Source organism: Hyella patelloides LEGE 07179 (assembly GCF_900659865.1).
Classification (GTDB): domain Bacteria; phylum Cyanobacteriota; class Cyanobacteriia; order Cyanobacteriales; family Xenococcaceae; genus Hyella; species Hyella patelloides.
This window is the reverse complement of the sequence record NZ_LR213843.1, coordinates 1-26856: the sequence shown is the minus strand read 5'-3', so window position 1 is coordinate 26856 and position 26856 is coordinate 1. Positions and strand designations below refer to the sequence as shown.

Annotated in this window: 27 protein-coding genes; 13 read left to right on the top strand and 14 right to left on the bottom strand. The window is 41.5% G+C overall.

Going from position 1 to position 26856, the window contains the following annotated elements:
• From H1P_RS37460 to H1P_RS13935, 3 genes are all read right to left on the bottom strand, one after another.
• A partial coding sequence (locus H1P_RS37460; protein ID WP_144868115.1) for a hypothetical protein occupies window positions 1-200 on the bottom strand: 200 nt, incomplete at its 3' end.
• 245 nt (window positions 201-445) lie between these two features.
• A complete protein-coding gene (locus H1P_RS13940; RefSeq protein ID WP_144868113.1) occupies window positions 446-1375 on the bottom strand; it encodes a hypothetical protein in 930 nt (309 codons plus the stop codon).
• A 178-nt stretch (window positions 1376-1553) separates the two neighbouring features.
• Complete coding sequence (locus H1P_RS13935; protein WP_144868111.1) at window positions 1554-2087, bottom strand: hypothetical protein; 534 nt, start codon at window positions 2085-2087, stop codon at window positions 1554-1556.
• A 375-nt stretch (window positions 2088-2462) separates the two neighbouring features.
• On the opposite strand from H1P_RS13935, the gene H1P_RS13930 reads away from it, so the two are divergent.
• Complete coding sequence (locus H1P_RS13930; protein ID WP_144868109.1) at window positions 2463-2918, top strand: hypothetical protein; 456 nt, start codon at window positions 2463-2465, stop codon at window positions 2916-2918.
• Between the two features lie 117 nt (window positions 2919-3035).
• Here the strand turns inward: H1P_RS13930 and H1P_RS13925 are convergent, their stop codons facing one another.
• Window positions 3036-4010, bottom strand: coding sequence for a hypothetical protein (locus H1P_RS13925; RefSeq protein ID WP_144868107.1), 975 nt, complete (start codon window positions 4008-4010; stop codon window positions 3036-3038).
• A 362-nt stretch (window positions 4011-4372) separates the two neighbouring features.
• Here H1P_RS13925 and H1P_RS13920 point away from each other — a divergent pair, with 362 nt between their 5' ends.
• On the top strand, window positions 4373-4981 hold the full coding sequence (locus H1P_RS13920) for a hypothetical protein (protein ID WP_144868105.1): 609 nt from the start codon (window positions 4373-4375) through the stop codon (window positions 4979-4981).
• Window positions 4982-5146: 165 nt separating this feature from the next.
• On the opposite strand, the gene H1P_RS13915 is transcribed toward H1P_RS13920, so the two are convergent.
• The gene (locus tag H1P_RS13915) at window positions 5147-6079 is read right to left on the bottom strand and encodes a hypothetical protein (RefSeq protein WP_144868103.1); all 933 of its coding nucleotides are present in this window, start codon (window positions 6077-6079) and stop codon (window positions 5147-5149) included.
• 327 nt (window positions 6080-6406) lie between these two features.
• Between H1P_RS13915 and H1P_RS13910 the strand changes: the two genes are divergently transcribed.
• From H1P_RS13910 to H1P_RS13895, 5 genes are all read left to right on the top strand, one after another.
• Window positions 6407-6589 (top strand): hypothetical protein, encoded by a 183-nt coding sequence (locus tag H1P_RS13910; protein ID WP_144868101.1) that lies wholly within the window; start codon window positions 6407-6409, stop codon window positions 6587-6589.
• Window positions 6590-6764: 175 nt separating this feature from the next.
• Window positions 6765-7367 (top strand): hypothetical protein, encoded by a 603-nt coding sequence (locus H1P_RS13905; RefSeq protein WP_144868099.1) that lies wholly within the window; start codon window positions 6765-6767, stop codon window positions 7365-7367.
• Window positions 7368-7412: 45 nt separating this feature from the next.
• On the top strand, window positions 7413-9014 hold the full coding sequence (locus tag H1P_RS13900) for a type IV secretory system conjugative DNA transfer family protein (protein WP_144868097.1): 1602 nt from the start codon (window positions 7413-7415) through the stop codon (window positions 9012-9014).
• Between the two features lie 101 nt (window positions 9015-9115).
• Window positions 9116-9277 carry a hypothetical protein gene (locus H1P_RS36065; protein ID WP_186375962.1) on the top strand — a complete coding sequence of 54 codons (162 nt, stop codon included), beginning with the start codon at window positions 9116-9118 and terminating at the stop codon, window positions 9275-9277.
• Window positions 9267-9974, top strand: a complete 708-nt coding sequence (locus H1P_RS13895; RefSeq protein ID WP_144868095.1) for a hypothetical protein — start codon at window positions 9267-9269, stop codon at window positions 9972-9974. The genes H1P_RS36065 and H1P_RS13895 overlap by 11 nt, the downstream gene beginning before the upstream one ends.
• 34 nt (window positions 9975-10008) lie before the next feature.
• Here the strand turns inward: H1P_RS13895 and mobF are convergent, their stop codons facing one another.
• The 4 genes from mobF to H1P_RS13875 all read right to left on the bottom strand — a co-directional run bounded on the left by mobF (window position 10009) and on the right by H1P_RS13875 (window position 16344).
• Window positions 10009-14583, bottom strand: a complete 4575-nt coding sequence (gene mobF, locus H1P_RS13890) for a MobF family relaxase (protein WP_186375961.1) — start codon at window positions 14581-14583, stop codon at window positions 10009-10011.
• A 257-nt stretch (window positions 14584-14840) separates the two neighbouring features.
• Complete coding sequence (locus H1P_RS13885) at window positions 14841-15365, bottom strand: antirestriction protein ArdA (protein WP_144868091.1); 525 nt, start codon at window positions 15363-15365, stop codon at window positions 14841-14843.
• An 87-nt stretch (window positions 15366-15452) separates the two neighbouring features.
• Entirely contained in the window at window positions 15453-15869 is a 417-nt protein-coding gene (locus H1P_RS13880) for a DUF6876 family protein (RefSeq protein WP_144868089.1), read from the bottom strand.
• Window positions 15870-15939: 70 nt separating this feature from the next.
• Window positions 15940-16344 carry a hypothetical protein gene (locus H1P_RS13875; RefSeq protein WP_144868087.1) on the bottom strand — a complete coding sequence of 135 codons (405 nt, stop codon included), beginning with the start codon at window positions 16342-16344 and terminating at the stop codon, window positions 15940-15942.
• A gap of 228 nt (window positions 16345-16572) precedes the next feature.
• On the opposite strand from H1P_RS13875, the gene H1P_RS13870 reads away from it, so the two are divergent.
• The gene (locus tag H1P_RS13870; protein ID WP_144868085.1) at window positions 16573-17511 is read left to right on the top strand and encodes a toprim domain-containing protein; all 939 of its coding nucleotides are present in this window, start codon (window positions 16573-16575) and stop codon (window positions 17509-17511) included.
• A 95-nt stretch (window positions 17512-17606) separates the two neighbouring features.
• Here the strand turns inward: H1P_RS13870 and H1P_RS13865 are convergent, their stop codons facing one another.
• Window positions 17607-17921 carry a hypothetical protein gene (locus H1P_RS13865; RefSeq protein WP_144868083.1) on the bottom strand — a complete coding sequence of 105 codons (315 nt, stop codon included), beginning with the start codon at window positions 17919-17921 and terminating at the stop codon, window positions 17607-17609.
• A gap of 590 nt (window positions 17922-18511) precedes the next feature.
• Here H1P_RS13865 and H1P_RS13860 point away from each other — a divergent pair.
• The 5 genes from H1P_RS13860 (at window position 18512) to H1P_RS13840 (ending at window position 22624) form a co-directional block, all read left to right on the top strand.
• A complete protein-coding gene (locus tag H1P_RS13860) occupies window positions 18512-18808 on the top strand; it encodes a nucleotidyltransferase family protein (RefSeq protein ID WP_144868081.1) in 297 nt (98 codons plus the stop codon).
• Window positions 18809-18819: 11 nt separating this feature from the next.
• The gene (locus H1P_RS13855) at window positions 18820-19176 is read left to right on the top strand and encodes a HepT-like ribonuclease domain-containing protein (RefSeq protein ID WP_144868079.1); all 357 of its coding nucleotides are present in this window, start codon (window positions 18820-18822) and stop codon (window positions 19174-19176) included.
• 703 nt (window positions 19177-19879) lie between these two features.
• On the top strand, window positions 19880-20386 hold the full coding sequence (locus H1P_RS13850; protein ID WP_144868077.1) for a hypothetical protein: 507 nt from the start codon (window positions 19880-19882) through the stop codon (window positions 20384-20386).
• Between the two features lie 385 nt (window positions 20387-20771).
• Window positions 20772-21836: a ParA family protein gene (locus H1P_RS13845; RefSeq protein WP_144868074.1), complete on the top strand. Its 1065-nt coding sequence runs from the start codon at window positions 20772-20774 to the stop codon at window positions 21834-21836.
• 236 nt (window positions 21837-22072) lie between these two features.
• The gene (locus H1P_RS13840) at window positions 22073-22624 is read left to right on the top strand and encodes a recombinase family protein (protein ID WP_144868072.1); all 552 of its coding nucleotides are present in this window, start codon (window positions 22073-22075) and stop codon (window positions 22622-22624) included.
• A gap of 88 nt (window positions 22625-22712) precedes the next feature.
• Here the strand turns inward: H1P_RS13840 and H1P_RS13835 are convergent, their stop codons facing one another.
• From H1P_RS13835 to H1P_RS37455, 4 genes are all read right to left on the bottom strand, one after another.
• The gene (locus H1P_RS13835; protein ID WP_144868069.1) at window positions 22713-25445 is read right to left on the bottom strand and encodes a PAS domain-containing hybrid sensor histidine kinase/response regulator; all 2733 of its coding nucleotides are present in this window, start codon (window positions 25443-25445) and stop codon (window positions 22713-22715) included.
• 307 nt (window positions 25446-25752) lie between these two features.
• Window positions 25753-26097 (bottom strand): helix-turn-helix domain-containing protein, encoded by a 345-nt coding sequence (locus H1P_RS13830; RefSeq protein WP_246141691.1) that lies wholly within the window; start codon window positions 26095-26097, stop codon window positions 25753-25755.
• A 3-nt stretch (window positions 26098-26100) separates the two neighbouring features.
• Complete coding sequence (locus H1P_RS13825) at window positions 26101-26481, bottom strand: type II toxin-antitoxin system RelE/ParE family toxin (RefSeq protein ID WP_144868067.1); 381 nt, start codon at window positions 26479-26481, stop codon at window positions 26101-26103.
• Between the two features lie 190 nt (window positions 26482-26671).
• Window positions 26672-26856, bottom strand: a 185-nt coding sequence (locus H1P_RS37455; protein WP_222427052.1) for a hypothetical protein, incomplete at its 5' end; no start/stop codon positions are given.

Sequence of the window (26856 nt, the reverse complement as noted above, 5' to 3'; positions counted from 1 at the left end):
TAACCTTTAGAGGTATCAGGACTTTGAAATATCACCAGGAGCTCATCTTCTCCAGTGATATAGTCTTTTACAATAGAGAAACGTACAAGGCTCTTTTTAGATGATGCCCTCTCAAAAGCAAAATTAACTTCATCAATAGTCTGCGGATAGCTCCCCGTCTTTTTCTTTTGGCTTTCTACCAGGGAAACAAGCGCGTTCATTTCATTTTTCCTCCTATACAACTCGTAAGTATTGGGAAGTGTGATGCTCACATATAAAACGAAAAGAGATGAATAAATAAAAAGTGGGATTCTTTTGTTTTTCGCTATGAGCAAAAATATCGTGGGAAAAATACATAGATACAGCAGGTAAAAATATGCAGCTAAGGCTGATACCCAATAGAAGCCATAAGCCAGTATGCTTTGAATAAAAAAAAGCAAAGCAACAACCAAATAGCTGTTTCGCGTTAGCATTGTCTTCCTTGATTTGCCCAGGTATCTAAAGGGATGGTTGGAATATACTTACATCTGCCTCCTAGGAGAGTTGCAGCAGCATTACAGCAGCAATTCCATGCGTGCTTAGAACGTCCAGTTCTTATAGGTGTTGCTGTGCAGTGATCGGGAACCTTTAACGCTACTAAAGGTAATCTCCTTTTATAGACTCCATCAACTTGATACTCTGTCTGTCCATTACCTTTAGGACAGCGAAGAGCATTGACGAATCCTGAATCATCATGTTCTCCCTTAATAGAAAAACCAGCCCTTCTGGGATCTCTAATCGCCCAATAAACTTGCCCACTCCCCCATCGAGTACCTGGAAGATACAACCTAGAACAAACTCCTCTAGATTCCCTTTTAATATTTTTGCCTTCGATAAAGGTAGTAGAAATTCCTTCTTCGGGAAATGTACGATCGCTATTAAAAGAATTTTCAATAAGTTTCTTTTTTGATTCGTTTACTAAAATCCAGTTTTGATGTTGATAGGCAATCATCCCCTTATATACCGCCATGTTATCAACAACGCTTGTAAAATATTGTCTTTTATCGGGAGTGTGGATTTTGAAAGAACATCCTTCTTTTGGTGAGCCTATTTGTGCTAAGTATGTAATACCTCTTGTATTTACTCTAAAGTAGGGAAGTATAAGTTCTCCATTTAGAGTAGTTCGCACTCTGTCCTTATTACCCCAAAAGGTAACTTGACCTCCCTCTGAAGCAATGACTTTCATTTTTTTGGCTCGTAAATCATCGAGCGGTACGTCCTCACAAACAAAACCTAATGGAATTTGCGAAACTCGACTGTTTGGACGCACCACGAGTCTATAGTCAGTCTCCTGACCAAAAGCTACACCAGCAGCGAGAAACACAGTGAGAGAGGAAAGCAAGAGTCTGATCTTCATACTGAAAGTCCTTTAAGGAAAGAAAAGAGCGGTGGGAAACATTCAACGTTAGTATTACAGCCTTAAAGAAGATAAGTAAAATCAGCTTGGAATATTTGCAAGAAGAAGGCTCATACTGTTTCCCGAAAGTCAGGGATAGCGTAGAGTCAGTCACCTTTCTGTAGTTGAGGACTACTCCTTACCTCATGAAGTTATAAAGCCCTTTTGTTTCGCTTTTGTGAATATCTTCATGCATTTCTTGTGCAAGTATTTCTTCTCTCCGTTGTGGGTTCAAGGAGGGGAGAGGAAAGCCAAACTCCTTTTCCACATCGTCAAAAGTCATGCGGTGCCATCGAACGTCTTTTATAATTTTATCTGCATCAAAGACGGTATGGTACTGCTGTTTCCAGAAGTTCCACAGCCTTCGTTTTGGTGGTTTATATCGAAATGACACTCTATCAAAGGTAGGCTTACCAAAGTCTACTCGCTGACGGTCGAATGGATAAACTTCAATCCAGCATATTTTTTCAAGGGGGAGCGCGAACTTGTCACAGACGAAGGCAATACAGTATTCGGCAGTATTAGTCAGAGACAGAGTAGCAACCGTCTTATAATCTTGCACTGCAATAACGCAGAGATTATTAATGAACACGTGGAAATGGCATGGATATCCCCCTTTGTCAGAACCATAGGGATAGTAAGTAATATATTCACTTAGTATTCGTTGTGTCATTGATGAGTCTTTTTTTAGTTCACGATGCTTCGTCACTCGCTTGTTATTGTCGTCAGTATTTTTGAACCCTGATGCGCCCTTTTCATTGTTTCTGAAAAATTTGTTTAAGGATAAGGGGAGGGGTAGTCTTATGCAAAAATAGTTATAGTATTGCCTGTCTTTTTACGAGGGTTACGGTTTGTTCGTCTGGCTAAGCTGTACATGAAAATAGACGGTTTTTTCCTTTTGATTAAGGGCATATTATAGGGTACGCCATATTCACTTCATTATTTGGTGTTTCTCTCTTTGTTTTACTCGAATTCTATCCCGTTATGTAAGTATTATCTGCTTACCTTCATCACTACACCTAGGTTATTACTACGAGGTTTTTATATCATGGAAGATACCCTTTTCGGTTATTTATTGTTCGTTATTATCTATACGTTTCTTTGTTGTTTGTTTCATCAACCTGTTACCGCTTCGACTCCTACGACAAGCCCTGTGGTTAAGGATAATATTTCGAGTTCTTCCGATCAGACCGCTCAAAAGGATGAAACATCTCTTGTTGTGCAAGGAAGTAAGGAGCATGAGCAACGACACAACAAGACTACCACCACTAAAGTTGAGAACGTTACGGAGAACGTCAGCATTGAAGCATTACTAGAAGGCATTGAGGTCAACAAGATTACGTTGAGGCAAGCCCGAAAAATAGCATCAGCACTACACATTAGGCAAAAAGTTAATGGGAAAGACCAGCCTAAAAAATGGCTTGTGTCGCAGATAGCAAAGCGTTTAGAGGCTAACCCTGCCGAAGTTGCTCCCATTATTGTTGCTAAAGTTCGTGCTGCCTAGGGAGCTTCGCAGAGGTAAGGTTTTGTTATCCAAGGGAGTCTTTTTCATATATCCCTTGGATTTTCCCATTCCTTTCAAGTATGGAAAGACGGGCAGATGGGAAAGAAGTACTCTATGTTATGCCTTGGTCATAGTTTGTATTAGTGTCAGCATTTTTTTTTCTAACTCAGTAAAGCTAGCTTCTTTTCTTTTCCCAAAGTAGCGTAGCAATTCTTTGACCACAGGTTCTTCATTGTATGGTGATTTGTATACTTTTTGTAGCTGATTGAATAATTTGTTCATCACTGCTATCTCATCAGAATCTAGCTCTACCTTTTGCAGTGCTTCTCTAGGAATGCCAGTTATCTTTTTATCGGGGAATCTAATGTTGTAGATACCGCTTCTTGCCCCTGCGTCCACAAAACCCCAGTAGCCAACACGATCTTTAAATTCTTCTATATTGGTGCGTAGGACACGAATACAGGTGTTTTTTTTTAATTTTTCAACCTCCTTTGGCTTTTGTTCATTATTTTTCCGTGCTTGTATCACTTTTTGCACAATTTCCCGACTAGGGACGTTATCACCAGCTTCTTCACAAGCTTCTAACCATACTTCTTTTTGCTTTTTTTCATCCTTAAACCGTTTCAGTGGGCGGATTTGGGCTTCGCTCGTGGGCAGCAAATAAAGTGGAACATTATGTTCCAGTTGGAACTTTTCTCTCGTGGTGGCAAAGTCTATCAGATAATTAATATACCGTTCTGAACGATTCATTTGCTCGATACAGTAGGCTTCAAAGGAGGTGTAATCTTCTCGATAGAGTTTTTTCTCTTTAATTTCCTTGAGTGCTTGGGCTACTGCTAACATTCCATTATGAAGCTGTTTCTCTAGCACGCCGAGTAGTTCTTTTTCTTCCTCGGTGAGCGGTGAGGAATTTTCTTCAGAGTTATCCTTCTGTGCTTTCTCTTCTTCTTTTTCGTCGTCTGTCACTACTTCTACGGCAACAGGGGTCGCGTCAGTAGCTTCCTTGTTTTCGCTGGCATCATCAGACTCGGTAGGATGAGTAGCGTTATTGTTTGTTGGTTTATTCTTTGATTTAGCAGAGGCTTTAGCCATAAGTGATTGTAGAAATTGCTAGTCTTTGTATCGTTATTGATATTCTAACAAGCAATGACAGAAACTGCTGTGGTATATGAACAGATTTTTCCCTGCACCCTATAATTGGGAGAGTAAGATATTGGAAAGTGTCCAAATTCTAGCAGATAGTTTGCGCTCCACGCCTCTTTTTGTCTTGGATAAATCTTGTCAGCAAGTAGCCTATGCACTAAATAGAAAAAATATTATTGAGTGAGGTGTTTCGTGGGTAAAAACTTCATAAAGTACAACAATACTAACATTTTATTAATATAATGTTGAGGATGGGATAATGCTAGTTTGGCATAGTCGTCTATTGACTAAGGGGAACAAATATAGGAACTATGACGAAACAGTATAAGGTTATACGTGTGAGTGTAAACCAATCCTTTAGTCGCATTGACTTGTATGCGCTGCGCTTTTTTAAAGCCGATGTCGATACCGTTCCTATGGATATGCCTGAAGATTTTGAAGGTAGGTGGGAGGACTCTTGGACACCTGATCTAGCAGTCAACTTGTATAGAAAAACTATAGCGCGTACGGTGCTTCATGAGTTTAAAGATGATCCTGAAAGCATTGTGGCGTTCATGAAAAAGATTGTCTATTGGCAAGGCGAGCCACCAGCAGGTGTTGGTATTGATACGTCTATTCGTAACGCCATGTATGCGCTTCGTAGACGAACTGATTTATATCCCCAGTATAAACAGATATTCTTCGATATTTTGGAGCACCCTGAAAAAGGAAACTATAGAGCAAAAGACACCGCGCTTGGTATTTTAGCAAGCTTTGAAGATAAAGAGGCGTTACCTCTTTTCTGGAAAATATATAAGGATAAGAGCGATTCTCGATTATCTGGAGTAGCAGAATTAGAGCTAATAGGTCTTTATAAGGTTTATCCTGAAGAGTTTATCGGTACGGAGTTCACTAAGTACTCAACGGAAAAAAATTATTAGGCATAAGGTTTTATTGGAAGAAGAGAAGAGGAAACGCTCCTTCTCTTTTCCTTTATTTAGAGGCAAGAGGAAAAGTGTTCATAAAAAAAGAGGGAATTGCAAGCTCTCCCCCCTTTTTCTTAATTACCTCACAAGACGTAATACTACATCCTTAAAGTGATGCTGCTATTGTGATGTCGCCATATGTGCAATAACCTCTTTGGTTTTTGTATCAAGTAATCTGTGACGCATAAGCTGAAGATTTACTTCATGTCCTTCTTTTACCACGCTTGTGACTGGTAGCACTAGGTTTAACGCATCTGTATGGGGTGTTAGCACTCCCTGATATGTTGCTGCAAAGATGTCGTTTCGTTTAATAACCTCAATAAGAGATGCCCTTGCTGAGGCATTTGCTTTTTCTTGAAAAAGACACATACGTTGATTTATTTTTTCTAAATCATATGTATCCTCAATCTCATATCGTCTGCACACTTCCTCAACCACGGGTGACTCAAGAGCTTGAATGACAAGGAAGGCGCGACAGCCCCTTGCTTGAAGCCTTCTAATAACCTCGTTTTTGTGATGCTCGATGAGCTTCATCCCAAAAGAGCCATAGAGGATAACGGTATCAACAAATGGTAAAATCCGTGTATCTACGATTTCCCATGCCTGTTTCAATGAGGTTATAGGACAAGCTTCAGTCGTCATCATCCCATTTGATGGGTGCGATCGAGCTGTGGAAGTTCTGGAACTTCTTTTGAGCGCAGTTTTTTCTTGAAAACCGTAATGCTCTAAAAAGGTATACCAAGGTAGTCCTGTGACCGATACTACTACTGCTTCAAGTAGATCGGCTGAGATACGCTCTTCGGAACAAAGTGTTTTGTTTTGTGCGATTTTATTGAGGTATTGTTGGAATTGGTTTGCAGCCTTGGTGTACCTGTGGGGTCTGTTGTATCCAGGTAACTTTGCCTTGTTCCACGCCTGATAATCGATTATCAGTTCATCATATTTGCTTAGAGTTCCCAGTTTTTTTGCAACTATAAGCAGTTTTAACATATATGCAACAGAAATTTTCCTAGACAGTTTGTCTAGTTGAGCAACGAAGTGATGTTTACTCACAAGGTATTAATTAACTATTGATATAGCCTCCATGCTAACACAAAAAAATTGATGTGTGCGTCACATTACGTAATATAGGTGGCTATAAGGTGCTTGAAGTGATGCTTATGCTCTATCCCAGTACAGAAGTAGGTTAGCAAGGATGCGCTTTATCAGGAGAACATTATGTGGCTCTCTGTAAGAGTTATTCTTTTTTCAGAAATGAAAAAACCTCAGTGGCAACAGCGCACGTAGGGAGAGAAGTAAGGCAATTAACTTTTCTGTACATAGTAACTCCTTTGTGTTGTTGCTCAACGTTGCTCATTGTTGTTTAGAAGGAGCCACATTATGGATAGCTCTATGCGCCTTGATACTAGCTTTTGGATGGGGTGTTACTGTCTCTGTCTTAATCAAGCAACCAAGCAAAAGCGAGTGGTACTTTCCTACGGAGGGTGTGTTCGACAACTTCACGTCGAATATTGTAGCAGAAGAAGACGCATTATTCCTGCAAGTAGTGTTACTTCTTTTTAAGTAGCTTGTTCTTGACCTCTCTTGTTGTGCTTTGTTCTTTTAGCCATTTTTACAAGAACATCTACTCCGTGGTCAAGCAGGTTCGGTCAATACGTTAAGGATGCACGCACGTAGATATCAGACGTATATACGTTCCCTTTTCCTCTATATTGCACTCTTTCTCCCCCTTAAAATTATGGTTTCTCGCTCCCAATTTCCGAAACTCTCCAGAGCACTGACTTTCTGGAATCTTCTTGCGTTAGGCATCGTTGGTTTCGTCATACTTGGTACCTATGATGGAGATCTGTTTCGTGCTTCGATGGTCGCAGTTATGTTTCCTCTCTGCTGCATGATAAATAATATGATTGCTCAGCACGCTGAAGAAAAACTACTCCGAGGATATAACATCCTTACCAAGTATGTTTCTTCAAACTGCAAACCGCCCAATCTTACACGTGCCTATTTTGATGAAGCGGTGGCACTCTGGAACGTGCAAAAATATTTCCTCATTATGGTGCCTATATATTTTATGACCACAGTCTACATAGATGATGCGCTTCGCTACGAAATGTTTAGAAGCCTAGGGTTAGCTACTCCACTTATTGTATTGATTGGCGGGTATATGTTCATTGGTTTTGTTTTTATCGTTATCTGCCTGCCCTTTTGGTTTATCGGCTATCTTTGGCAGTTAGTTTTCGGTGAAAATACCCTTGATGAAAAGTGGTTCGATCGTGATATTGCGAGACAGCATCTTGAAAAGTGGAATCAACGGAGAGATAACAAAAATTTAGGAGGATAACAACAACAATTCACTCATCCCTAGAAAGGGAAGGTTTTTATTACTATGTCAGAAAGTGATTTCTTCAAACAAGTCTGCGATGAGGGCATCGCGCAAAGCGAGCCTGAACTATGGTCGCGTGAGCTCCCGTATTCCAACCGAACGCATTTGGTTAACCCTACATCGCGCACCAACTATTGCCTTGATATTTGTGGTGTAGCAGTGCCTAATGATTTTTTAGCAACAAGAGATGTACCTTCTGTGAGTATTATAGGTGCCTCTGGCAGTGGTAAAACAATACTTGCCCAGACCTCTATTCATTCCTTTATGAAACACAACAATCAGGGGGAAACTTGCGTCATCCTTGATAGTAAGGGCAGTATTCTTCCGTTTGCCAAAGGACTATCAGATAGGTATGGGGTGCAACTCTACTACATTAATCTCACCGACCCACGAGCTCACGCTCTTGATATTCAAGCAGAGCTGAATAATTCTGAGGAGAATGCGTTTGAATTTGTTTCAGAGATGATGCCTGTGAGCTCAAGCTCTGACCCCATCTGGGAGCAATCAGCTCAAGCTTCTCTGCTCGCAGTCATACTCTTTTTGATGCAGTCGGGTCGCCCCTTTGGTATGGAAGACATCTATGGCATTTTACAGGTAGCACCAGAGAAGTTAGTACAATATATGGCACAAACACCATCAGGGAAAATCTCTGCTGAACGCATATTCGGCGGTTCCAATGAAAAAGCTATTGACTCTGTCTTGTTCACGCTAGATGCGAAAGCGCGTCCCTTGAGAGCTGCTGCAATTCACCAGTACTATACCTCGCCTCGGCAGTACGTCTCTTTCCGAGATATCGCCCGTACTGGGGGCATTGTGGTGATTTCTCAGGATTATACCACGGTACATATGACCCAGCCTTTTATAAGGTATCTCATACGACAGTTTGTGATGCAGAAGCTGGAAACCCCTGATTATTCCCAACCAGATTCGATGATCTATATTGATGAGATTAGTTCATTAGGCAAAAATCCCCCCGCGATTTTGGAAGCGGTTATTCAAGGGCGATCGAAAAGACTGATGACCTTCCTTTCCAGCCAATCACGTTCGCAGTTCGATCGTATCTTTGGTCGAGAGGGAGCTGTTGAAATTATGAACTGTTGTGACTTTAAAGCCCTGCTGCGTTGTAATGATTTTGAAAGTGCGACGTACCAGAGTAGGATGTGCGGACAGAGATACGTGCAAAAAACATCAGAGAGTTTTGGCACGTCGTATTCGATGAGTACTAGCGAAGAGTTAGCAGCAGCTATCGAACCGAATTGGTTTTTTGGGCTTCCCAAGCCTAGCCCTTCAGCAGGACTTTCCTATGCTTTTATTTCACCAGAAACAGGGGTACTCAAGCTCCATCGTTCTGGTGCCTATATGCAGGAGCATCAACCCCCACGAGCTGCGATAGCAGGTCGTCAGTATCGAAAAAATGCTAACTTGCCTCCCTGGTCACCGAAAGCCTTGGGTGCTACTGCTGGGAACAATCCCCCTCGTCCTCTGTCTCGTCAGCACTTTATTCATACCTTTCAAGGTAATCCTGCGATAGCAGGGTTTGCCTACGATTTTGTTTCTTCCTGTCTTCATAACGCCATGCATCAAGCCTATGGCAACTTCTCATGATCATGATGTTCTACAGTAAAAAAGATTTAATGGAGCTGTACGATATCTCCTATAACACGGTAAAACGTACGATCGCAGCCTGCGGTCTTGATACGAGTCGGGTGGTCTACACCGAACAGGAAATTGTGACGCGCTTTAAACGTGCGCGAAAACTTTTTCGTGAAGGGTACTACAGCCGAGATGTACGCCAATTTTTCGAGCAAAAACCAATAGAGGAACTGCTACCACCACCAGGTAGTAGTCATACTAGCCATGATGGATAGAGCAGCAGTGAAGACACGGTTTAGCTTAAGTGACCAAAAGCTAAAAAGAACCCTCCAGTACTGTCAAATCAATGAAACACAAGCAACTTTTAATGACGAAGAAGTTACTTTAATTGGTGACTTACGAGTTCTGATTGAACAAGAAAAACTCTCGTATGCAGCAGCAGGGAAGCGTTTGGGGCTTTGTTCTCCTCCTTCTCAACCGTCATCATCATCATCTGCGTCCTCAAAGCGGAACGCAGCATCAGCACCAGGAGAAGGAGCAGGGATGCCTGATTTGAATATTCAAGCATCTCCAAAAATTAAAGAACTGTTTCAGAAGTCAGCCCATGCTGCCTTACAAGCAGAAATGGATGAAGCCTTTGCAGCAGCGTTACAAGAGTTACCTGCTATGGCAGTTGAAAGTTGGAATAAATTAACCACATCAGGTGATTTTGCCAACGAGCTTCCTGTGGCACATGATAAAGCCCGTGAGCTGATGGCAGCATCCTATCAGGAGGAACAGGATAGAAAAAGGGCAATGCCTCATCCGCGACCAATGAAACAAGTGTATCAACCCTTGGGGGGCGCGGGATTCGGAGCGGGGGAGAGTGATGTTGATGCTGACTTTCCCCCTGGTAATAATTCAACGTCCGTTGATGCTGAGTCTTCGACCTCAGAAGAACAAACTCTTGATGACCAACCATTTTCGCTTTAGTGTAGCAGGGAGCAATTGTAACAACCAGTAGCAGCTATAGAGAGAGCCCATAGTCGTCTTTTTTTCTGCTACGGTGCTGGTGCTGTTGCTGCTTTTGCTCCATATTCTTTTGTTCTCTTGCCCTCGCCTGACTTCTTGAGCAGACCTCATGTAGTCGGGCTTTTTCTTTGTACTGCTGCTGTTGTAACTCTAATCGGCGTTGATCGTAGGCATTATTGTAGTGAAGATTTCCCTCTAAAAGGTCGGTTCGTAGGGCTGAGCGATGTGCCTGTTGTTCCCATTGTTGTCTATTGTTGAGCAGATGCGCGTGAGGTTTTGAGATTGTCCCTAGAGCCTCCATCATGCTAATCATAAATTTATTTTCTGGTAGTCCCACCTTTTCGACAATTTGTAAATATTGCTTTCTACTTATTTGCCACGTTGCATACTGCCACTGAGCCTTTTTCTCAAATGATTTGCGCCGTGCTGCTGCCCTTTGTTGCTTATGAGTACGGTAGAGGTGTAGCACTGCTTTGGCTGTTTTCGTGATGCGCTCAAAATGTGTTTGTAAAGTAACTGCCTGTAAGCCTCGGACATTGAGTTGTAGGTAGACTTGTGATGATTGTTTGTCTTTTTCTACCGATCGTAGGTTGAGCGTTGCAGTTGAAACTGGTGTTGCCATTGTGGAAGCAGCAGTAGCACCACCATCACCAAGGGGGGCGACAGACATTTTAAGCCGTATAAAACTATCAGCTCGTCTAAAAGCCTCCTCTGCGGTAAGTGCCCCTTGCGATCGGGAGAGAAAGGCGCAGTAGACATCATCTTTCGTGAGTAGTTTTTGTTGCTGGGGAGAGGTCTTTTTTTCTACTGATTTATTTTTTTCTTCAAGTCTTTCTTGTTTGAGAAAAAGACTTGTTGCGACTTCTCGCTCAATGATATGAGCGTGTTTTTTCACAGGTGAAGTGAATTTGACGCGACCAATGTGCTGCACGTTAATACCAGCGTGCTTGGCTGCCTTGCTCCACGCGGTTTGTAGTGCTGTTTCCGTGCTACAAGGGGAGGGGGCTTGCTCGTGCTGCTGCGTTGTCTGCGCCTCCTTGAGACTTTTCCTAAACCCTTCAAGGGAACCAACGCTTTTTCTATGGCGCACCATGCGAAGCCAGCGTAGGTTAAACCCTGTGATCTGTTTACTGGTTAGCCCTTCAATACCAAGCTCTGGGCGATAGTTATTTTTCTTGTGTTGCTGTTTTCTATAGGTGTTGATGCCAAACTGACTCAGCGATCGCTCCATACTGGCGGTAAAAAGCTGATGAACGACCCGTTCGATGTGCCATACCTGGGTTTTATCAATGAGATGGAGCTTCCCGTCTGTTCCTTTCCCATATGCCTTAAAATTCACCGTCGAGCTATGTTGTGGTAACAAAGTATGTGCCACGGTGTTTTTCTTGACGGTGATAGTAGGATCAATGGTGGCAGAGGTCTTTGCTTCATGAGTTTGAAACTCAAGGGACGTGATATAGGTTTTGACTTCATGGAGGGCACATTCTGTTGCATAGTCGATAACTCTTTTGATTTGCTCGTCTTGGGTGAGATGATAGACCAGAGCTATTTCATCAGAAGCTTTAAAGGTGAGTGAATAATAAGCTTGTCGTTTAGCATCAGGTGTCAGTGCGTAGTAATGCTCTTTATATTTTTGTGTTTCTTTGTCCCCTGTGAATGGATTAGTACGAGTGCGCGTTTTCTCAAAGGGAACTTTCCCAGCAATGCCAGCCCGTAGTGCTTCCTCGCGTTCCATGAGTTGTTGGGGGTGCGTGCTGCCTCTATCACTCACTAGCAAGGCTCCTTCATATTCAACCTTTGAGACTAAACGCTGCTGCTGCTTATTAACTACCTTATTTCGCTGTTCGTAGTGTTCTTCCTTGTGAGCTACTCGTAGTATCATATCGTTGAGAATTTCTTGGGAAGACTTTTCTGGTCGTGGGGTATCGGCTACACGGAACGAGTATCCTTTTTTTTGCTCATAGGGGGTATCCTGGGTGCAGTAGCCTATTTGCTTTTCAACTAAATGCTGAAGCGTATTGATAAACACCTGCTGAGCATTAAAGGTGCTTCTTTGTAGGATGCCATAATGGGCTTCCTGGAGTTTTCCTTGTTCGTTGACCCCAAACGATCGCTGATAGAGGGTGATAGATTCTGCGCCTGCTGGTGGTGTCTTTTCCCGACCTTGCTTGTTGTTAGTTGCTTTTCTGGTACTGAATACAGGTGCTAAACGTTGGTACTTCCCATGATGGTCAGAAGCTTGGTAGGCTGCATAGGTTTGCGTGGCAAGGTAGTGCTTGGTTGTCTTGAGGGCTTCCTGTACTATCTTGGTGAGTTGTTCTTTTTCGCTTTTCGTACTCACCGTTAACTTTTCGGTGAATGAAGCAGGTAGACTCAGTTCATGTTTGACTGAGAGGCGGTCGAGGGCTTTTTGGTTAAGGGTATACGTGGTTGTATTGGTATGTGCCGATTTGTTGCCGTGAAAATATGCATCGATGATAGGTGTAAGGGTAGCGAGGGTCTTATGAGGATGAAATCGTCCTCGCGTGGCAAGGAGGGCAGCTTTTTGAATAACTTCCTTAGAAAGTCCCTGATTGATAGTACCAGCGCGTAGTGCGGTTCGTTGCACGTGTTGAAGTAAAAGCGTGGAGCGTTGTTCCGCAGTATTCTCCTTTCTCGGTGTGTGAGCAAGTTCAAAGGAGTGTCCGATTCCTTTAACATAGCCTGCCTCTTCTGTGGCATAGCGGGCGTTTTCTAAGTGGTACTGGAGAGAGTAGTAGAATATATGCGTGGTGAGATCGTGGGAGGCTTGTAACTTTTGGTGGTCAATTGGTTTTTTTTCTCTTCGTTCGCCTAGCCCAAAGTCGTACTGACGAATAAGGACACGATCTGTCACCGCTAAATCGAGTGCGGTATCAGCAAAACGGGGGCTAAGTCTTCGTCTTTTGTTGCTCACTGATGAGGCTTCTGAGTGAGCAGCAGCAGTAAAAGTATGCTGGGTGATAGAGTTTTGAGCATCTTTTTTTGCTGCCTGGACGATATGGTATATTTCTTCTTTTCGTCTGGGAGAAAGATTCGGATTTCGATACAGCTCGACCACGGTTCGGGGTAGCACAAACCAATGTTCCAGTGCTCCATTTTTTTTCACTACCTGGTTTGTTTCCTGTTGGTCTGAGAAGTTATCGTAATTCTTGTTTTTCTTCTGACTTTTGGTTGTTGTTTGAGCGGGAGGACGAGGGCGAGGGGGGCAGTTTGCCCAGACGGAAGCCTGTTTTGTCTTTTCTTGCTGTGGTTGAGGGGTAGCTTTCGTCGTCGCTTGCTTATACTCTGCCGATGGCTTCTGCGTGCCCTGTGATTGTTGTTGTGGCGGTTCTACTGCTGCTGCTGCTGGTATCCGTTGCGCAGCCTGTGTGGTGTTCAACGTGGCAAGAGTTGCCTTGCCTAGAAGTTTTGCATACTCAAAGTTGAGAGCTTGTGCCCGTGTTTCCCATAGTGCTTGATGTGCAGGCGTTGCTAAATCGCCGATTTTACGCTTTCGGGTTTTAATAAATTCATTACGAATTTCTACCCCAGTCATCGTGGCAGTGAGGTGCTCTCGTACCCTTACCGAGCGTTGAGAAAAACCATCTCGAACTTTTTCCGAAATACCGTGAATGCCAAAACTACAACCCTTGTCCTGTGAAAAGGGGCGATCGTAGGTTCTCAAGCCGATTTGTTCGCACGATCTGCGGAGTGAGTTTTGGTAGACCATCCCTGATGTGCAGATGGTCTTAAGGATATGCCGACCCTCTAGAGCTCCTGCGCTGCCCTCTTTGGTTATGCCAAGGTTAAACTGCACCACATGATCGTGAAGCTGCATATCCCCATCCCGCGAGAGTTCGTGGTGAAACTGGGCAAAGACCGCATCGGCTTTTACCCGTTGTGCGCCACCAGCTCCTTTTCGGATATAGGTGTTCTGCTCAATAATTACTTTTGCTTCCTCTACTGCCTCTTGATGTGCCTTGAGTAGGTAGTTTTTGAGTTCCCCTTGGGCAAATGCCCAGAGGATCGAGACATCTTTAGGAGCAGAGAACACATGATCAAATCCCAGAGTAGCTTCATGTCTTTTTTTTACAAGGTACTGTTCTGGGTTAGCCTCATGACCAAACTTTTTTACTCGCGCATGAAGCTGCTGCGTCCACTTTGTACGATCGCCTGCCCTTAGTAGAGCTTCTTCCTGGCGGTTAATGATAACTTTTTTGTTGCGTTCGCTATCAAAAAGGTAGCGATAATCTCGACTGTTGCTCCCTGTTTTACTTCTTACTTGCTCCCCATGAGCATTTTTTCCTTCAAAGAGCAAGCGAACGCGCTTATCTCCTTTTCTAATCTGATAGTCATCAATCTTTAAGGCATCACAGGCAGCACCAGAGAAAAACCCATGCGCATCGTCTCGATCCAGATAATAACTTTCTGCACCGAGTTCCTCATAGTAGCGTTTATTATTTCCTGTAATCTTATGAGTGGTTTGCACCTGTCCTTGTGGGGGAGCCTTCTTGCGAATAATTCCAGTATAGCGAAAAAATGCACTGTTAAGTGCATATGTGTCTTCCAAAGTGCGGGTAGGCAAGGAAAGAAAAAGGCGTATCCAGTTATTGTCAATTACTAGGGATTGCCCGTAGGTAACTCATCGGGTACTAGGTAATTGTAGAGAGGTGTACTACGAAGTTTGTTTGAGTAACTTCTGGGGAAACTTTACGGAAAAAGAGGGGGAAAGTCGAAAGAGGGAAAAGATAAAGATATAGAGGGGAGAGAGTGAGCAAAGCGCGTGGAGTTTTTTATAGCATCACGCTTTGCTCTTAACCGTTTGTCTTAGTAGCTATGAAAAATATGTACTTCCCTGAAACCTAACTCAAAGGTGATAATATCGCCCCCTAATTCAATATCACGCCCCCATTTCTCATAATCGATATAGCCTTCTAAGTAGGCAGGAATTTCATAGCAATCGGTGATTAGATTTTCAGCATACTCAGTGACACTCTCAAACTCACCACAATAACGATCCTCTAGTGCTGTTTGAGCTTCGTCTATATCATCGTAGTACGCAAGTACCGCCGATCCGAGTGCTGCCCCGTGTTCTTCCAGAAAGTGTGCCCAGGCTGCTACCTGTGCAATCGATTCATATTCATGGATGCATAACGACCCGAAGCCCTCATAGTCATGTATTGAATATTCTTCGGCTCTACCATCTTCAAGCGGTGATGCTTCTAACATTGCTTGTATTTCTTCCCTGATACCGTCTTCCCCTATAGTTGCATCAATCCAGATTCCATGAAGAATACCGTTGTTGTAGGCTGCTAAATCGGCTACGAAAATGCTTATTTTTTCATCGGTCATTGTTATTTCATGCTTGTAGAAAAAAAATAGAAAGTCCCCGCACATAGTAAAAATGAGCGGGGAACGTCAAGATACTGATTTTTCTATTTAATATTCAGAAGGAAGATAGAACACGAGATCGGGCAGATAAGGAGACACCCACACATCGACCCTTTCGTAGGCAAACGTTGTGTAGGGTATTTTCTGAGCTACTATTATGTTGTCTTCATCCCACTCACAGGAAAGGAGAGCCGATCTATCCTCAGACACTTCTAGTTTCCAGGTTTGCAGCGATCTGAGCAGAGGGTGATTTTTTAAGTCTGGATTTGTTTGCTGAGAGGCAATAGCATCCATGAGCCAGAAGCAACCATACTGCTCGGCAAGGTATTTTGTGCCGTCGGTAAGCAGTATGTTTTTAAATAAAGGTGAGTAACTATAGTAGGTCGTTGTGCCCCTAAACCCTGCTAGCTCGCGTTTGATATTTTTTTTCAGTTTTGGTTTGATTATTGTCTTTTCTTGATTCATACTATTTCCTATGGGGAGAAAGCCTCTGTGCTCTAACACAAAGGCGTTTCGTTAATTCCTTAGACCTTGCTTAGTAAGCAAGGACGTTACTAATGATTTCAGCTAGTGTGAGAAACAAAACCGAAATCATGAGGACAGCAAGAAAATTTCTTTCTGTCCTCGCCTTTTCTTCATAACCTTCTAATGTTTTCTCAAAAAGCTTTCCTACTTCATCTGTTAAAGCCTTTCTTTTTCTGTACGCTCGAATTGCTTTTTTTCCTTTTGCTTCTTCAAAACCTGCTTTAAATCCTTGCCAAAGTGGGTTTTCTTTGTCCGTTATATCTGCGCCAAATTGTCCAAAATTACGACCAATGGTGTAGCCTGTAAAATACTCATCGTCCTTTCCTTGTTCGTCTCTTTCTTCGTGTTCTTCTGCTAAAGAAAACGGTGGCTCTGTTGGTCTATATTCTGCGACTGCTCCATTCGTTTGTTTCATATGCTACCTATTGTTTTTTTATCCTTATAAAAGTTTTTAAATGTGTCGCTCTCGACAATATAAATGTACTATATAGCACTATCCAAATCAAGCTTAGTGAGCTGTTTTTATTGAATTTTTAGAGGTTTTTTTTCTGAAAATCTTTCCTTCCCATAAGCCCAAGCCAACAAGTTTGCTATTGCTACAATAGGTACATACTGCTGATGGTCTGCGAGGCTTACCATATCTATGTCTCACCGTGATGAAGAGCTTGAACGCTTTAAAAGAGAAATTCCCCTTGTTGATTTTGCGCTTAGCTATGGCTATTCCATTGATAAAAAGAAGACCAGCAAAAATTCACTGTGCCTCAAGAAAGATAGTGACAAGATTCTGGTAGGACGTGATAGCGTTAGTCGCGCTCATATCTACACCTCCTTGACCGATCCGCTTGATAAGGGAACTATCATTGATTTTGTGCAGCACAGAAGACAATGTAATTTAGGGTATGTGCGAAAGGAACTACGGCAATGGTTAGGGACTGCGAAGCACCATACTAGGCACCAGTACCAGCACCAGTACCAGCTAAGTCCAGAACTAGGGATAAAGCAAGATCGCGCCGTCATTCGGGAGCAGCTAGCGCAGTGTAGCGAGGTGCTTTTTAGTCCCTTTTTGAGAAGCCGAAAGCTTCACGGTACACTGCTTAAAAGCGCACGTTTTAAGGATACGGTGCTCGCTGATACGTATAATAATCTTATTTTCCCCCATCAGGATGTAGAAGGTATTTGTGGTTTTGAAAAGCGCAATGCTAACTATAAGGGATTTAGCACAGGTGGCGAAAAGGGACTGTGGGTGTCAAACACTTTCAAGGAAGATAAGTATTTGGTTATTTGTGAGAGCCCCATTGATTGTTTGAGTCACGCCCAGCTCTACCCTCGACAGGACACCCGTTATATGGCAACCAGTGGCTCTTTTTCGGCAAAGCAAAAAGATTTATTGGTGAAGGCAAGTGAGAAAATGAAGTTACGAGGGGGACGTACTGTGCTTGCGCTAGATAATGACGCTGCTGGGTACAAAATGAGGGATGAGCTGCAAAGGCATATACCTGATGCTGTTGTACGGTTTCCTGAGCAGCATAAAGATTGGAATGAGCAGTTACAGCGTAGGCAACAACAACAGATGTATAGATGAATAATCTTACCTTACCTCTGGGCTTTTATCCCTATGCCAGTATACTCATTAAAAAAGGAGCGCAAAAAATAGTTTTGCGCTCACAGTCGTAGAACCTACACCGTTGCAATGAGAGAGATATTTCCGTCATAATCGGCATGGTAGTTTTCTTGAACAAAGTCAAGGCAGTCAGATTTATGGCGAAATGATTCTACCTCTACGTGCTGATTGTTTGTGGAATTCACGATGGTGAGTGGTACATCGGCGATGTACCACTCACCATCGTGAGAAATCATGTTGTAGAGCCCATTGGAGCTTCCAAAAGTGGTATCAGCATAATTGATTGCCTCAGCTTTACTCTCAAATATTGCGATGGTATTCCAAGGACGAGACGGATCGACACTAGGAATTTCGACAAGGTGAGAAGCCATAGGAATGCTTTCCTAAGATAACCTAATAAACGTACTGAATATATCTGTTTTGTATTTGGAATCCAACAGTTGCAAAGGCTCCAATAAGACTCTAGTTGTCAGAAGGGGGAATCTGTTAGTTTTACCCTAAAAAGGGGTACCACGCAGATTTGAGCAGAAGTATACGTTAAGCAACCGTAATGCTCTGCGATTGTTTAGCTGTTTAGATATAATAAATTTCTGCTAAAATACGACCGCTCAGAACGCTTAATGTTTGCTGTACTATGTCGATTTTCTTCTGATTTATTGATAGGCTAGCTCTATTCCGAAAAATCCTTAGCGTATACTGTGTCACAAATATGCTTAGTACCCTTATATAGCAGCTTCCTTTAGCTTTAGGCGCATACGAGCGATAAGGCAAGGCACCACCTTCGATCAAGCCTTCCCTGTAGCCCCTTATGGTCGTTTTTAGGTGGTTATGAGATAGTCGTGTTTCAAGTCTTATTTTAGGGACAGATGTTTAAACTTCTCGCTCTTTCTCTAGCAGGTACGTATCATAATAGACTTATAGACGAATAACCTTTATTGATGCATAAAATAAAAGGTTCTCAATGAATAAAGAAGAATTAAAACATTATCGCTCTCAAATAAAATCGCTTGCTGAACGTTATCATGCGCCAAATGTAAGAGTCTTTGGTTCTACCGTGAGAGATGATAATACTCCCGAAAGTGATGTAGATTTTTTAATTGATGTGTCTCCAGAGCAAACACTTTTCGATTTAATTCGCCTTACTCGTGCCTTAAAAGAATTGCTTGGCTGCGAAGTCGATGTTGCTCAAAGCACAGTACTTCATCCGATCATACGAGATGAAGTATTAGAGCAGGCAGTTTCTTTAGACGATTTGTAGGGAGAAATATCATGACACAAAAACGAAATTCGTTACTGTTTCTTTCTGATATTCTCCAAGAGATCGAGGGCATTGAATCTTACGTTGCTATGGGCAAGCAAGAATTTTTGCAGAATGAAACGATTCAAAGAGCAACGTTTTACAGGTTGCAGACTATTGGAGAGGCAGTAAATAAACTTCCTGATGAATTAAAAGCAAAATACCCTGACACCCCTTGGAGAGATATTGTGGCGTTTCGGAATCTGCTTGTACACCGTTATTGGAGAATTGATCTAAACGTAGTCTGGGCAATTATGGACTCAGATGAAGATAGTATTATCCAGCTAAAACCTGTGGTGCAGGAGCTTATTAAAGAGCTTTCTTCTTAGTAATGATGGTTGTTTTAAGAGAAGAATTGCCATCAATTCTTCTCTTTTTCCATTTCACTTTAAAGCTCACATCTAATCGAGTTATAGATGCGTCTCTTTGGGTACGCCTTACGTTACTACTCTAACCAGCCGTCACTTAATATCCTAGTAAAGTAGGAAAAAGGGGAAGTCCAACTAGAATAGTTTCTCTATATTGCATTTTATTATGCAGTCATTAAGTATCATATATACAGAACTAAAATGACTATATCGCAGGCTTGAAAAATATAGTGAAGAACCAAAGAAGTGTATATTCTTGAGGTTTTATCCAAGGATAGCTGCCTTTTTTGATGTTTTTAGACCTTGTAGGTATATGAAATACGGCTCAGGACGAGCAAGAAATTACAGGAATTTCTGTCACTAAGAATGCAGCTTGTTCGCTGATAATGAAATTTTTAAATACTATAAATAGTAGTCTTTAATTGAAAAAGCTAAGAGACAGAGAATCAAGGACAGTCTGTATTGTAGTTGCAATTCCCTGAAACCTGAAAAACGAGGAATTCTACAAAATGATAAGAACGGGGAATTGCGCTCAGTTGATTTGCCTTGGGCTATCTTTGGAGAGGTCAATTCCTCTATCATACAAACTCAAAGAGTTGTCATATTCAAAATTCAAAGTTTATAATTGCTAGTCGTAAATGATATTTCATGCGTTTATATTCCTATGTCTGAGAATAAAATTGATATTCACAAACTTTACGCAAGTGTTCTAGATAAATCCGAGGAGACAAACGTACCTAGATCGGAAAAAATTAAAAGTTGCTATTCAATTGGGGATGGTTTGTGTCATGGTGATAATCAATATGTTTTTAGATGTTGCTGTGATTTGACAATTTTAGGTTGTGATTCTGATTGGATAGAAAGAAAGAGGTGTGAGAATGGTCAACCTGTAGGTAGTTGGGAAAGAGTTGAAAACAGTGATTGTACGAAGTTTTTAATCGATTATTTTCAATATGGTCATAAACGCATCAATAATACCTATGTTCCATTAACAGAGCAAGAGTACTTACAGTTACTTCAAGAAAATGAAAATATAACAGAGCAAACAAGTCCTTGTCGCGTTGTAGGAGTGTCTCCTAATGCTTATTGTATAGGCGATTGTGATCGCGAATTTCAGAATTGTTTGCTTAGGGAAGTAAACGGTTCTTTTTACTGCTCTTGTTCTGCATAGGCGTATGGCAACGATTGTTGAAATTGACCGCCATATCCCTTTTAAACCCTTAAATTGAAAAGACTATGAGATTTTAACTTTGCCAAGAATTATATGTTTTGAGGTCTATCTTTTACTATTTTGGGCATATCTCGATCTCCTCTTAGTATTTCTATTTACCAATGATTTCATCAAACGAATAAGTACCGAAATTATGACAAATTTTTTCGGTTATTCTACTAAGAAAGGGCTTTTTCTTTTCCTTTCTAACCAAAACGTATAGCCTAATCCATAGAACTGAAGAGGTCATCTTTCGCCTAATGATTAGGCGATCCCTATGTCCAAATGATATTTCGGACTTTGCTTAGGGAAAGATAAGGGTTAGTGAATAATATTAGGGAACAGAATGAAATCTAAGAGTTATGTTATTTGGAATAATAAAGGTGGAGTAGGAAAAAGTACTATTTGCTTTCATCTTGCTAGTGTCTATGCAGCAAAAAATCCAGATAAGGATATTGTGGTTGTTGATATGTGTCCCCAAGCGAATGTTTCAATGATGCTTCTTGGAGGGGGGGATATGGGAGAGACTAAAGTAGAACAATTAATCTCTGAAGAAACTCCTAAGAGTATAGTTGGATACATGACAGATTCTATTATCAATAATTATTCAACGGTAAATTTGAAAAAATTCCTAGTAAAAGTTAATGAGAATAACGAACATCTTTCAAAGAATCTTTTTCTTTTATGTGGAGATGGAAATTTAGAGCTTATTGCGCCTTTACTTGCAGATAGAGCCAATGCTGTACCTCTATCTCAAGCTGATAAACCTTGGGAACAAGTTCATTCAATTATAAAAAAGGTTACAGATGACCTCATAAATGAGGGTAGAGAAACTATTTATTTTATTGATACAAATCCCAGTTTCTCAATATATACGCAAATAGCTATCATATCAGGGGAAAAGTTGATTATACCTATCAATGCTGATGATTCTTCCAGAGTAGCTATATCAGCCTTATTCAATCTTATTTATGGGTCAGGGCAGCTTCACCCAGTTTATGGCAACTATACTTTTTCAGTTAGATTAAACAATAATGGTATGAGAAGACCAATAATACACCTCCTTCTTGGAAATAGGTTTACCCAGAGAGTAGGAGCTGCACACGCATTTCAAGCTTTATCTGAGGCAACAGCAAATGCAATGTATAAAGAATATAAAAAAAACCCTGCCAGATTTAGCAACTATTCTACTGGGACTACCCCTTTGCATTTTGAGGATTTCCAGGAAAAGTATGTATTTGAATTGAGAGATTTTAATAGCGCGGGAGTTGTAGCAGCAAACCAAGGGTTGCCTTTAAATGAAATTGCAGAGCATAGAGTATATGAAGTATATGGACAAAAAATTCAAGTCAGCAAAGAACAAGGAGAGCTTTGTAAAAAGGTTATTGAAGATTTAGCCAGCAAGCTGTGAAATACAGGCATTGCATGATGTTCAAATATACGCGCTACCTTTGTTCGGACAACTCTGTTTTGGTGAAAATAATGTACGACTGCATATATACGTTTACCAAATAACCCAAAATCGACTGTCCGAAAATTTATAATATTTTAGACACCTGAAATCGAGGTGCTTTTAGTGTGCAAAAAATCGTTTTTAGGCTATTATTGGACAGTCATGTCTACTAATCGATTTTTTGGACAGTTTCTATGCGCCTTTTTGGATATGCGAGAGTTTCAACCAGCCAGCAGTCACTTGATGCTCAAGTAAACACCCTTCGCACACATAAAGTCTGGAAGAATAGAATTTTTACTGACAAAGCATCGGGCAGCACTGTGGATCGCCCAGGGCTTGATATGCTCAAGGTGAAAGTTGAGGAAGGTGATATAATCCTTGTCACCAAATTAGACCGACTAGGCAGAGATACCGCAGACATGATCAATCTGATTAAGGAATTCGATCAGATGGGGGTTGCTATCAAATTTCTTGACGACGGCATTAGTACAGAAGGCACAATGGGCAAGATGGTTATCACTATTTTGTCTGCCGTTGCTGAAGCTGAACGAGCAAGAATCATGGAACGTACCAACGAGGGTAGAACCCAGGCAAAAGCAAAGGGGGTAAGATTTGGGAGAAGACGCTCATTAGATCGTAAAGCAATTCTTGAGCTTCATCAGAACGGGGTAGGTGCAACCGAGATAGGCAAGAGGCTAAAAATCGCTCGCTCCTCAGTGTATAATGCCCTTGGAGAGAGCGATTAACGTTCTTAATGCGTTTGTGCTTGATGAATAAGCCCCAAATCCTAGAAAACTATTTCCAGAGAGACGACCAAACAAAATAGAGTAGATATTAAGTACATCTATTTTTTTGCATTATTATTGTCACAACAGATATCAACTCTGTCAGATTGATGGGCTTGGGAATATGCTGTTGATAACCAGCATCAATTGAACGTTGCTTATCTACTTCCCCCGCATAAGCCGTAAGTGCAATCGCAGGAATATTCTTTCCCTGTGGTAAGGCACGAATTTGATTTATGAGAGTATATCCATCGACTTCAGGCATTCCAATATCGCTAATAATTAAATCTGGAGTTGATTCGTTAAACGCCGACCTTGCAGCCTTTGCCGATTCGACTGCTGTTACTTTTGCCCCGTCTTGTTCTAAAACTAAGGTCAGTAAGTCCAGTGAATCAACGTCATCATCTACTATCAAAACTCGAAGACCATTTAAAGGATTGAGTTCTATAGTTTTATTCGACTGTTCGTCTTCAAACTGCCTCACTGTTGGTGTATTTATCAGTGGCAATCTAACGCTAAACGTAGCTCCTCTATTCTCGCCTAGGCTATCGGCTGCCACAGTCCCGCCGTGTAGTTCGGTTAAGTGACGCACAATTGCTAAACCTAAACCCAAACCACCGAATTTCCGAGTTCTGCTGCTTTCTGCTTGACGAAAACGCTCAAAGACATAGGGTAAAAATTCTGGCTCAATTCCTTTACCTGTATCTATGACTTGAATTAGTGCTTGTGTACCAACCCCCTTTAAGGAAACTGTTACTTGTCCGCCTTCAGGAGTAAACTTAATCGCATTAGAAACCAAATTCCAGACTATTTGCTGTAAGCGACTTGCATCACCCGAAACCTGTCCGATATTGGGTTCAAAGCTGGTAACAATTTCAATTGATTTAGAGTTTGCTGATAGTTGCACCGTTGTTAATGCCGATCTAACTATTGTTTCCAGATTTAGAGGCTTTGTTTTAAGCTTTAGTTTTCCCCGTAAAATTCGCGATACGTCTAATAGATCGTCTATTAAATTTGCCTGTAGTTTGGCATTGCGTTGGATGATTCCTACTCCTTGAGCATATCTTTCTGGTTTGAGTCTGCCAGCAGAAAGGAGTTGCGACCAGCCCAAAATGGGATTAAGGGGAGTGCGTAATTCGTGGGAGACAATTGCTAAAAATTCATCTTTTAGCTGGTTAGCCTGAATTAAATCTTCTGTTTGTTGCTGTAGTTTGGCTTCTAATTCTTTAATTTGATTGATATTGGTATTAGTGCCATACCACCTAACAACTTCTCCTCGCTGATTGCGTAAAGGTCTGGCTCTGACTAAAAACCATTCAAATTCACCGTCCGCTCGACGCAATCTGGTTTTTAGGTTGTAATTACAGCCTGTGGTAAGACAGCGATGCCACATTTCTTTGACATCTGCGAGATCGTCGGGATGAATCATATACTCCCAACCGCGATTGTTGGCTTGTTCGACAGTCAACCCCGTATAATCCTGCCAGCGTTGATTGAAATAATCAGTTTCACCGTTTGGTAATGCCGTCCAAATTTGCTGGGGAATGGCTTCGGTAATCAGTCTCAGTTCTTCTTCTCTTTGCTCTAAGGCTTTTTGATTGTTTATCCGCTCGGTAATATCTTGAGCAATCCCTATCATCCTCACTGGTCTACTTTCTGGATTATAAAACCCTCTACCTTGGGCAAGAATCCAATGAATACTACCATCAGACCAAACAGTGCGATATTCAATCTTGTATTCGGTTTTCGTCTCTAAAGCCTCTTGTACTGCTGCATCGGCGCGTTCACGATCTTCTGGATAGAGAGCATTGAGAAATACTTCATAGCTCATTTCGGTATCGGGATTTAAGCCAAATAGAGCTTTACATTGTTCCGTCCACTCCAAACAGTCGGTAGTTAAATCCCAAAACCACATCCCCAAACGACCAGCAACAGTAGCTAACTTTAACCGTTCTTCACTCTGACTGAGATGTTCTTCAATCTGCTTGCGATTATGAATCTCTTGGGCAACGCCTAATATCTGATGAATTGAACCGTCGGGGAGACGAGTGTGTACTTTGTCTTGACTGTTAAACCACCGCCATTCACCGTTTTTATGACGCATCCGATATTCAAAGTTATAAACCTCTTCCCTTTGAGAATTACGAAGTCTTGACAAATGAGCGGGAAAACGAGCCAAATCTTCGGGGTGCATTACTTGAGCTACAAAGTTTTCCCCCAACTGGGATATTTCCGATACGGTGTAACCCAATATATTGTAAGTTTGGTCATTAATGTAGGTGTTGTGTTCAGCTATGACATCGTAGACATATATTATTCCTGGCAGAAAATCGGTCAGCAGCCTTTTAACTTGGGTTGGGGATGTTTTTTGAGATGAGTTTTGCCGTGTAATTTGTGCTTCTATATTCTGGGTAATGTCTCGAAAAGTTACTTCTACACCATAAGCTTGGGTGTTATCTGCTTTAAATAGCGGTAGGGTGTCGATTGATAACCATACCAACTCGCCACTAGGCTTATAGAACCCCATGACGACATCAGAACAAACTCGACCCGTTCTTAATGAAAAGATGGCAGGATAGGTTTCTGGCAAAAATATAGAACCATCCTCATGAATTGTTTGCCAAGGTGGATCGAAAGCAGAAGTACCAACCAGTTGCTCGACAGTGTAACCTAAGAGTGCTTCTACCTCGGCATTGCAGCTTTGAATAGTTCCATCGGCTAAATGAAATATGACTCCGACTGCGGTATTCAATTCTGAAGTAGGATTCACATTCTTTTTCATGCCAACGGATCAACTATTCCTACAATTAGCTTTTAATTTACAATATTATTGCTCTGTCGTAAGTTAGAGAAACTTAACCAAGTTATAAGAATCTCAAGGAATTTTTCTACTATAGGTAATTTATCTTATAACTTTAGATGGATATTTTTATCTTTCTCAAGATGGATGTTTTGGCAAAATTATCTTAAATCTTGATGAATTTGAATGGTATTTAATCAAGGCGATGCAAGGGAATTATTTAGTTGGTTGCAATCCCACGTAATTTCATTACGAATAATTATCGCTAAAAGCATTACTCTTTCGTATTTCATACAGAAGGGCGCGGTAAAGAAACATCTTCCAAACTGGAAACTATTGGAACTAAATCGATTTTTACCTCACGGTTAAGAGCTTGAGCAACACGATTTAACATTGAAAGTGAATGCCCCTCGTAGTCAGCATCCTCTAAACGAGAAATCACTGATTGAGTAGTCCCTACCATTCGGGCAAGTTCTGTCTGACTCAATCCAGCTTCAGTACGAGCATCATAAATTAACTGAGCAACATGAACGTTGACTTTGGCTTGTTCATACAACTCTCTCGTTTCGGCATCATCACCAATCATACGATCTATAATGGACATTGCATCAGAAGTAGTTTTTTTAGCCATCATTATTTATTCCTCTACGTATGTATGCTGTTTGGGGTCACGCTCAAATTTCTCTTTCCTCTTTATAGCCAGATCGATATCTTTCTTTGGCACTGCTGAAGTTTTCTTTACTATCGCATGACTAAGCACAACAACATTTTGACCCTCGAAATAATAAAAAATCCTATACTGGACGTTACGATGTTTGGCTCTCAGTTCATAAATACCGTCTCGTAGATAGTCAGCTACAGGTCTTCGTAACTCATGCCCATAAGTAGCAAGTCGATCTATACGAGCAGCACAGCTAAGAAAACCTTTCATATTCTTGCGTTTTAGCTCCTGTAACCATTCAAGCACAGGAACATCTCCCGCGTTCTCCTGATAAAACAGTATTGAAGTTGTAGGCACTCTAGACTCCTAAAGAATATTATACCAATATTGCGATAAGACACACAATACCTTTCTTTGCTGGGTCTTTCAAGGCGTTGTGATTACTTGCAGATTTTCGAGTTAGAGATCGCGAAAATAACTTATTGATCGACTGGATTACTGGCAGGGGTTGAGTAAACGTCGTCATAGTGCGGTTTCATGCAGTAGTCTATCTACCGATGCGAGATCGCGAAGTTGAAATCGCTTCGTAGGGATTATCGATCTCGTTATAGTTCGGTTTGACGATGTAGAACTCAGTTGAAGTGCTAGTAGTTCCGTTTAGTTGAAGTTCTCCGAAATATGAATAACGAAAAATCAAAACTTTTTCTATCGATGTTTGTTCATTAAAACGTC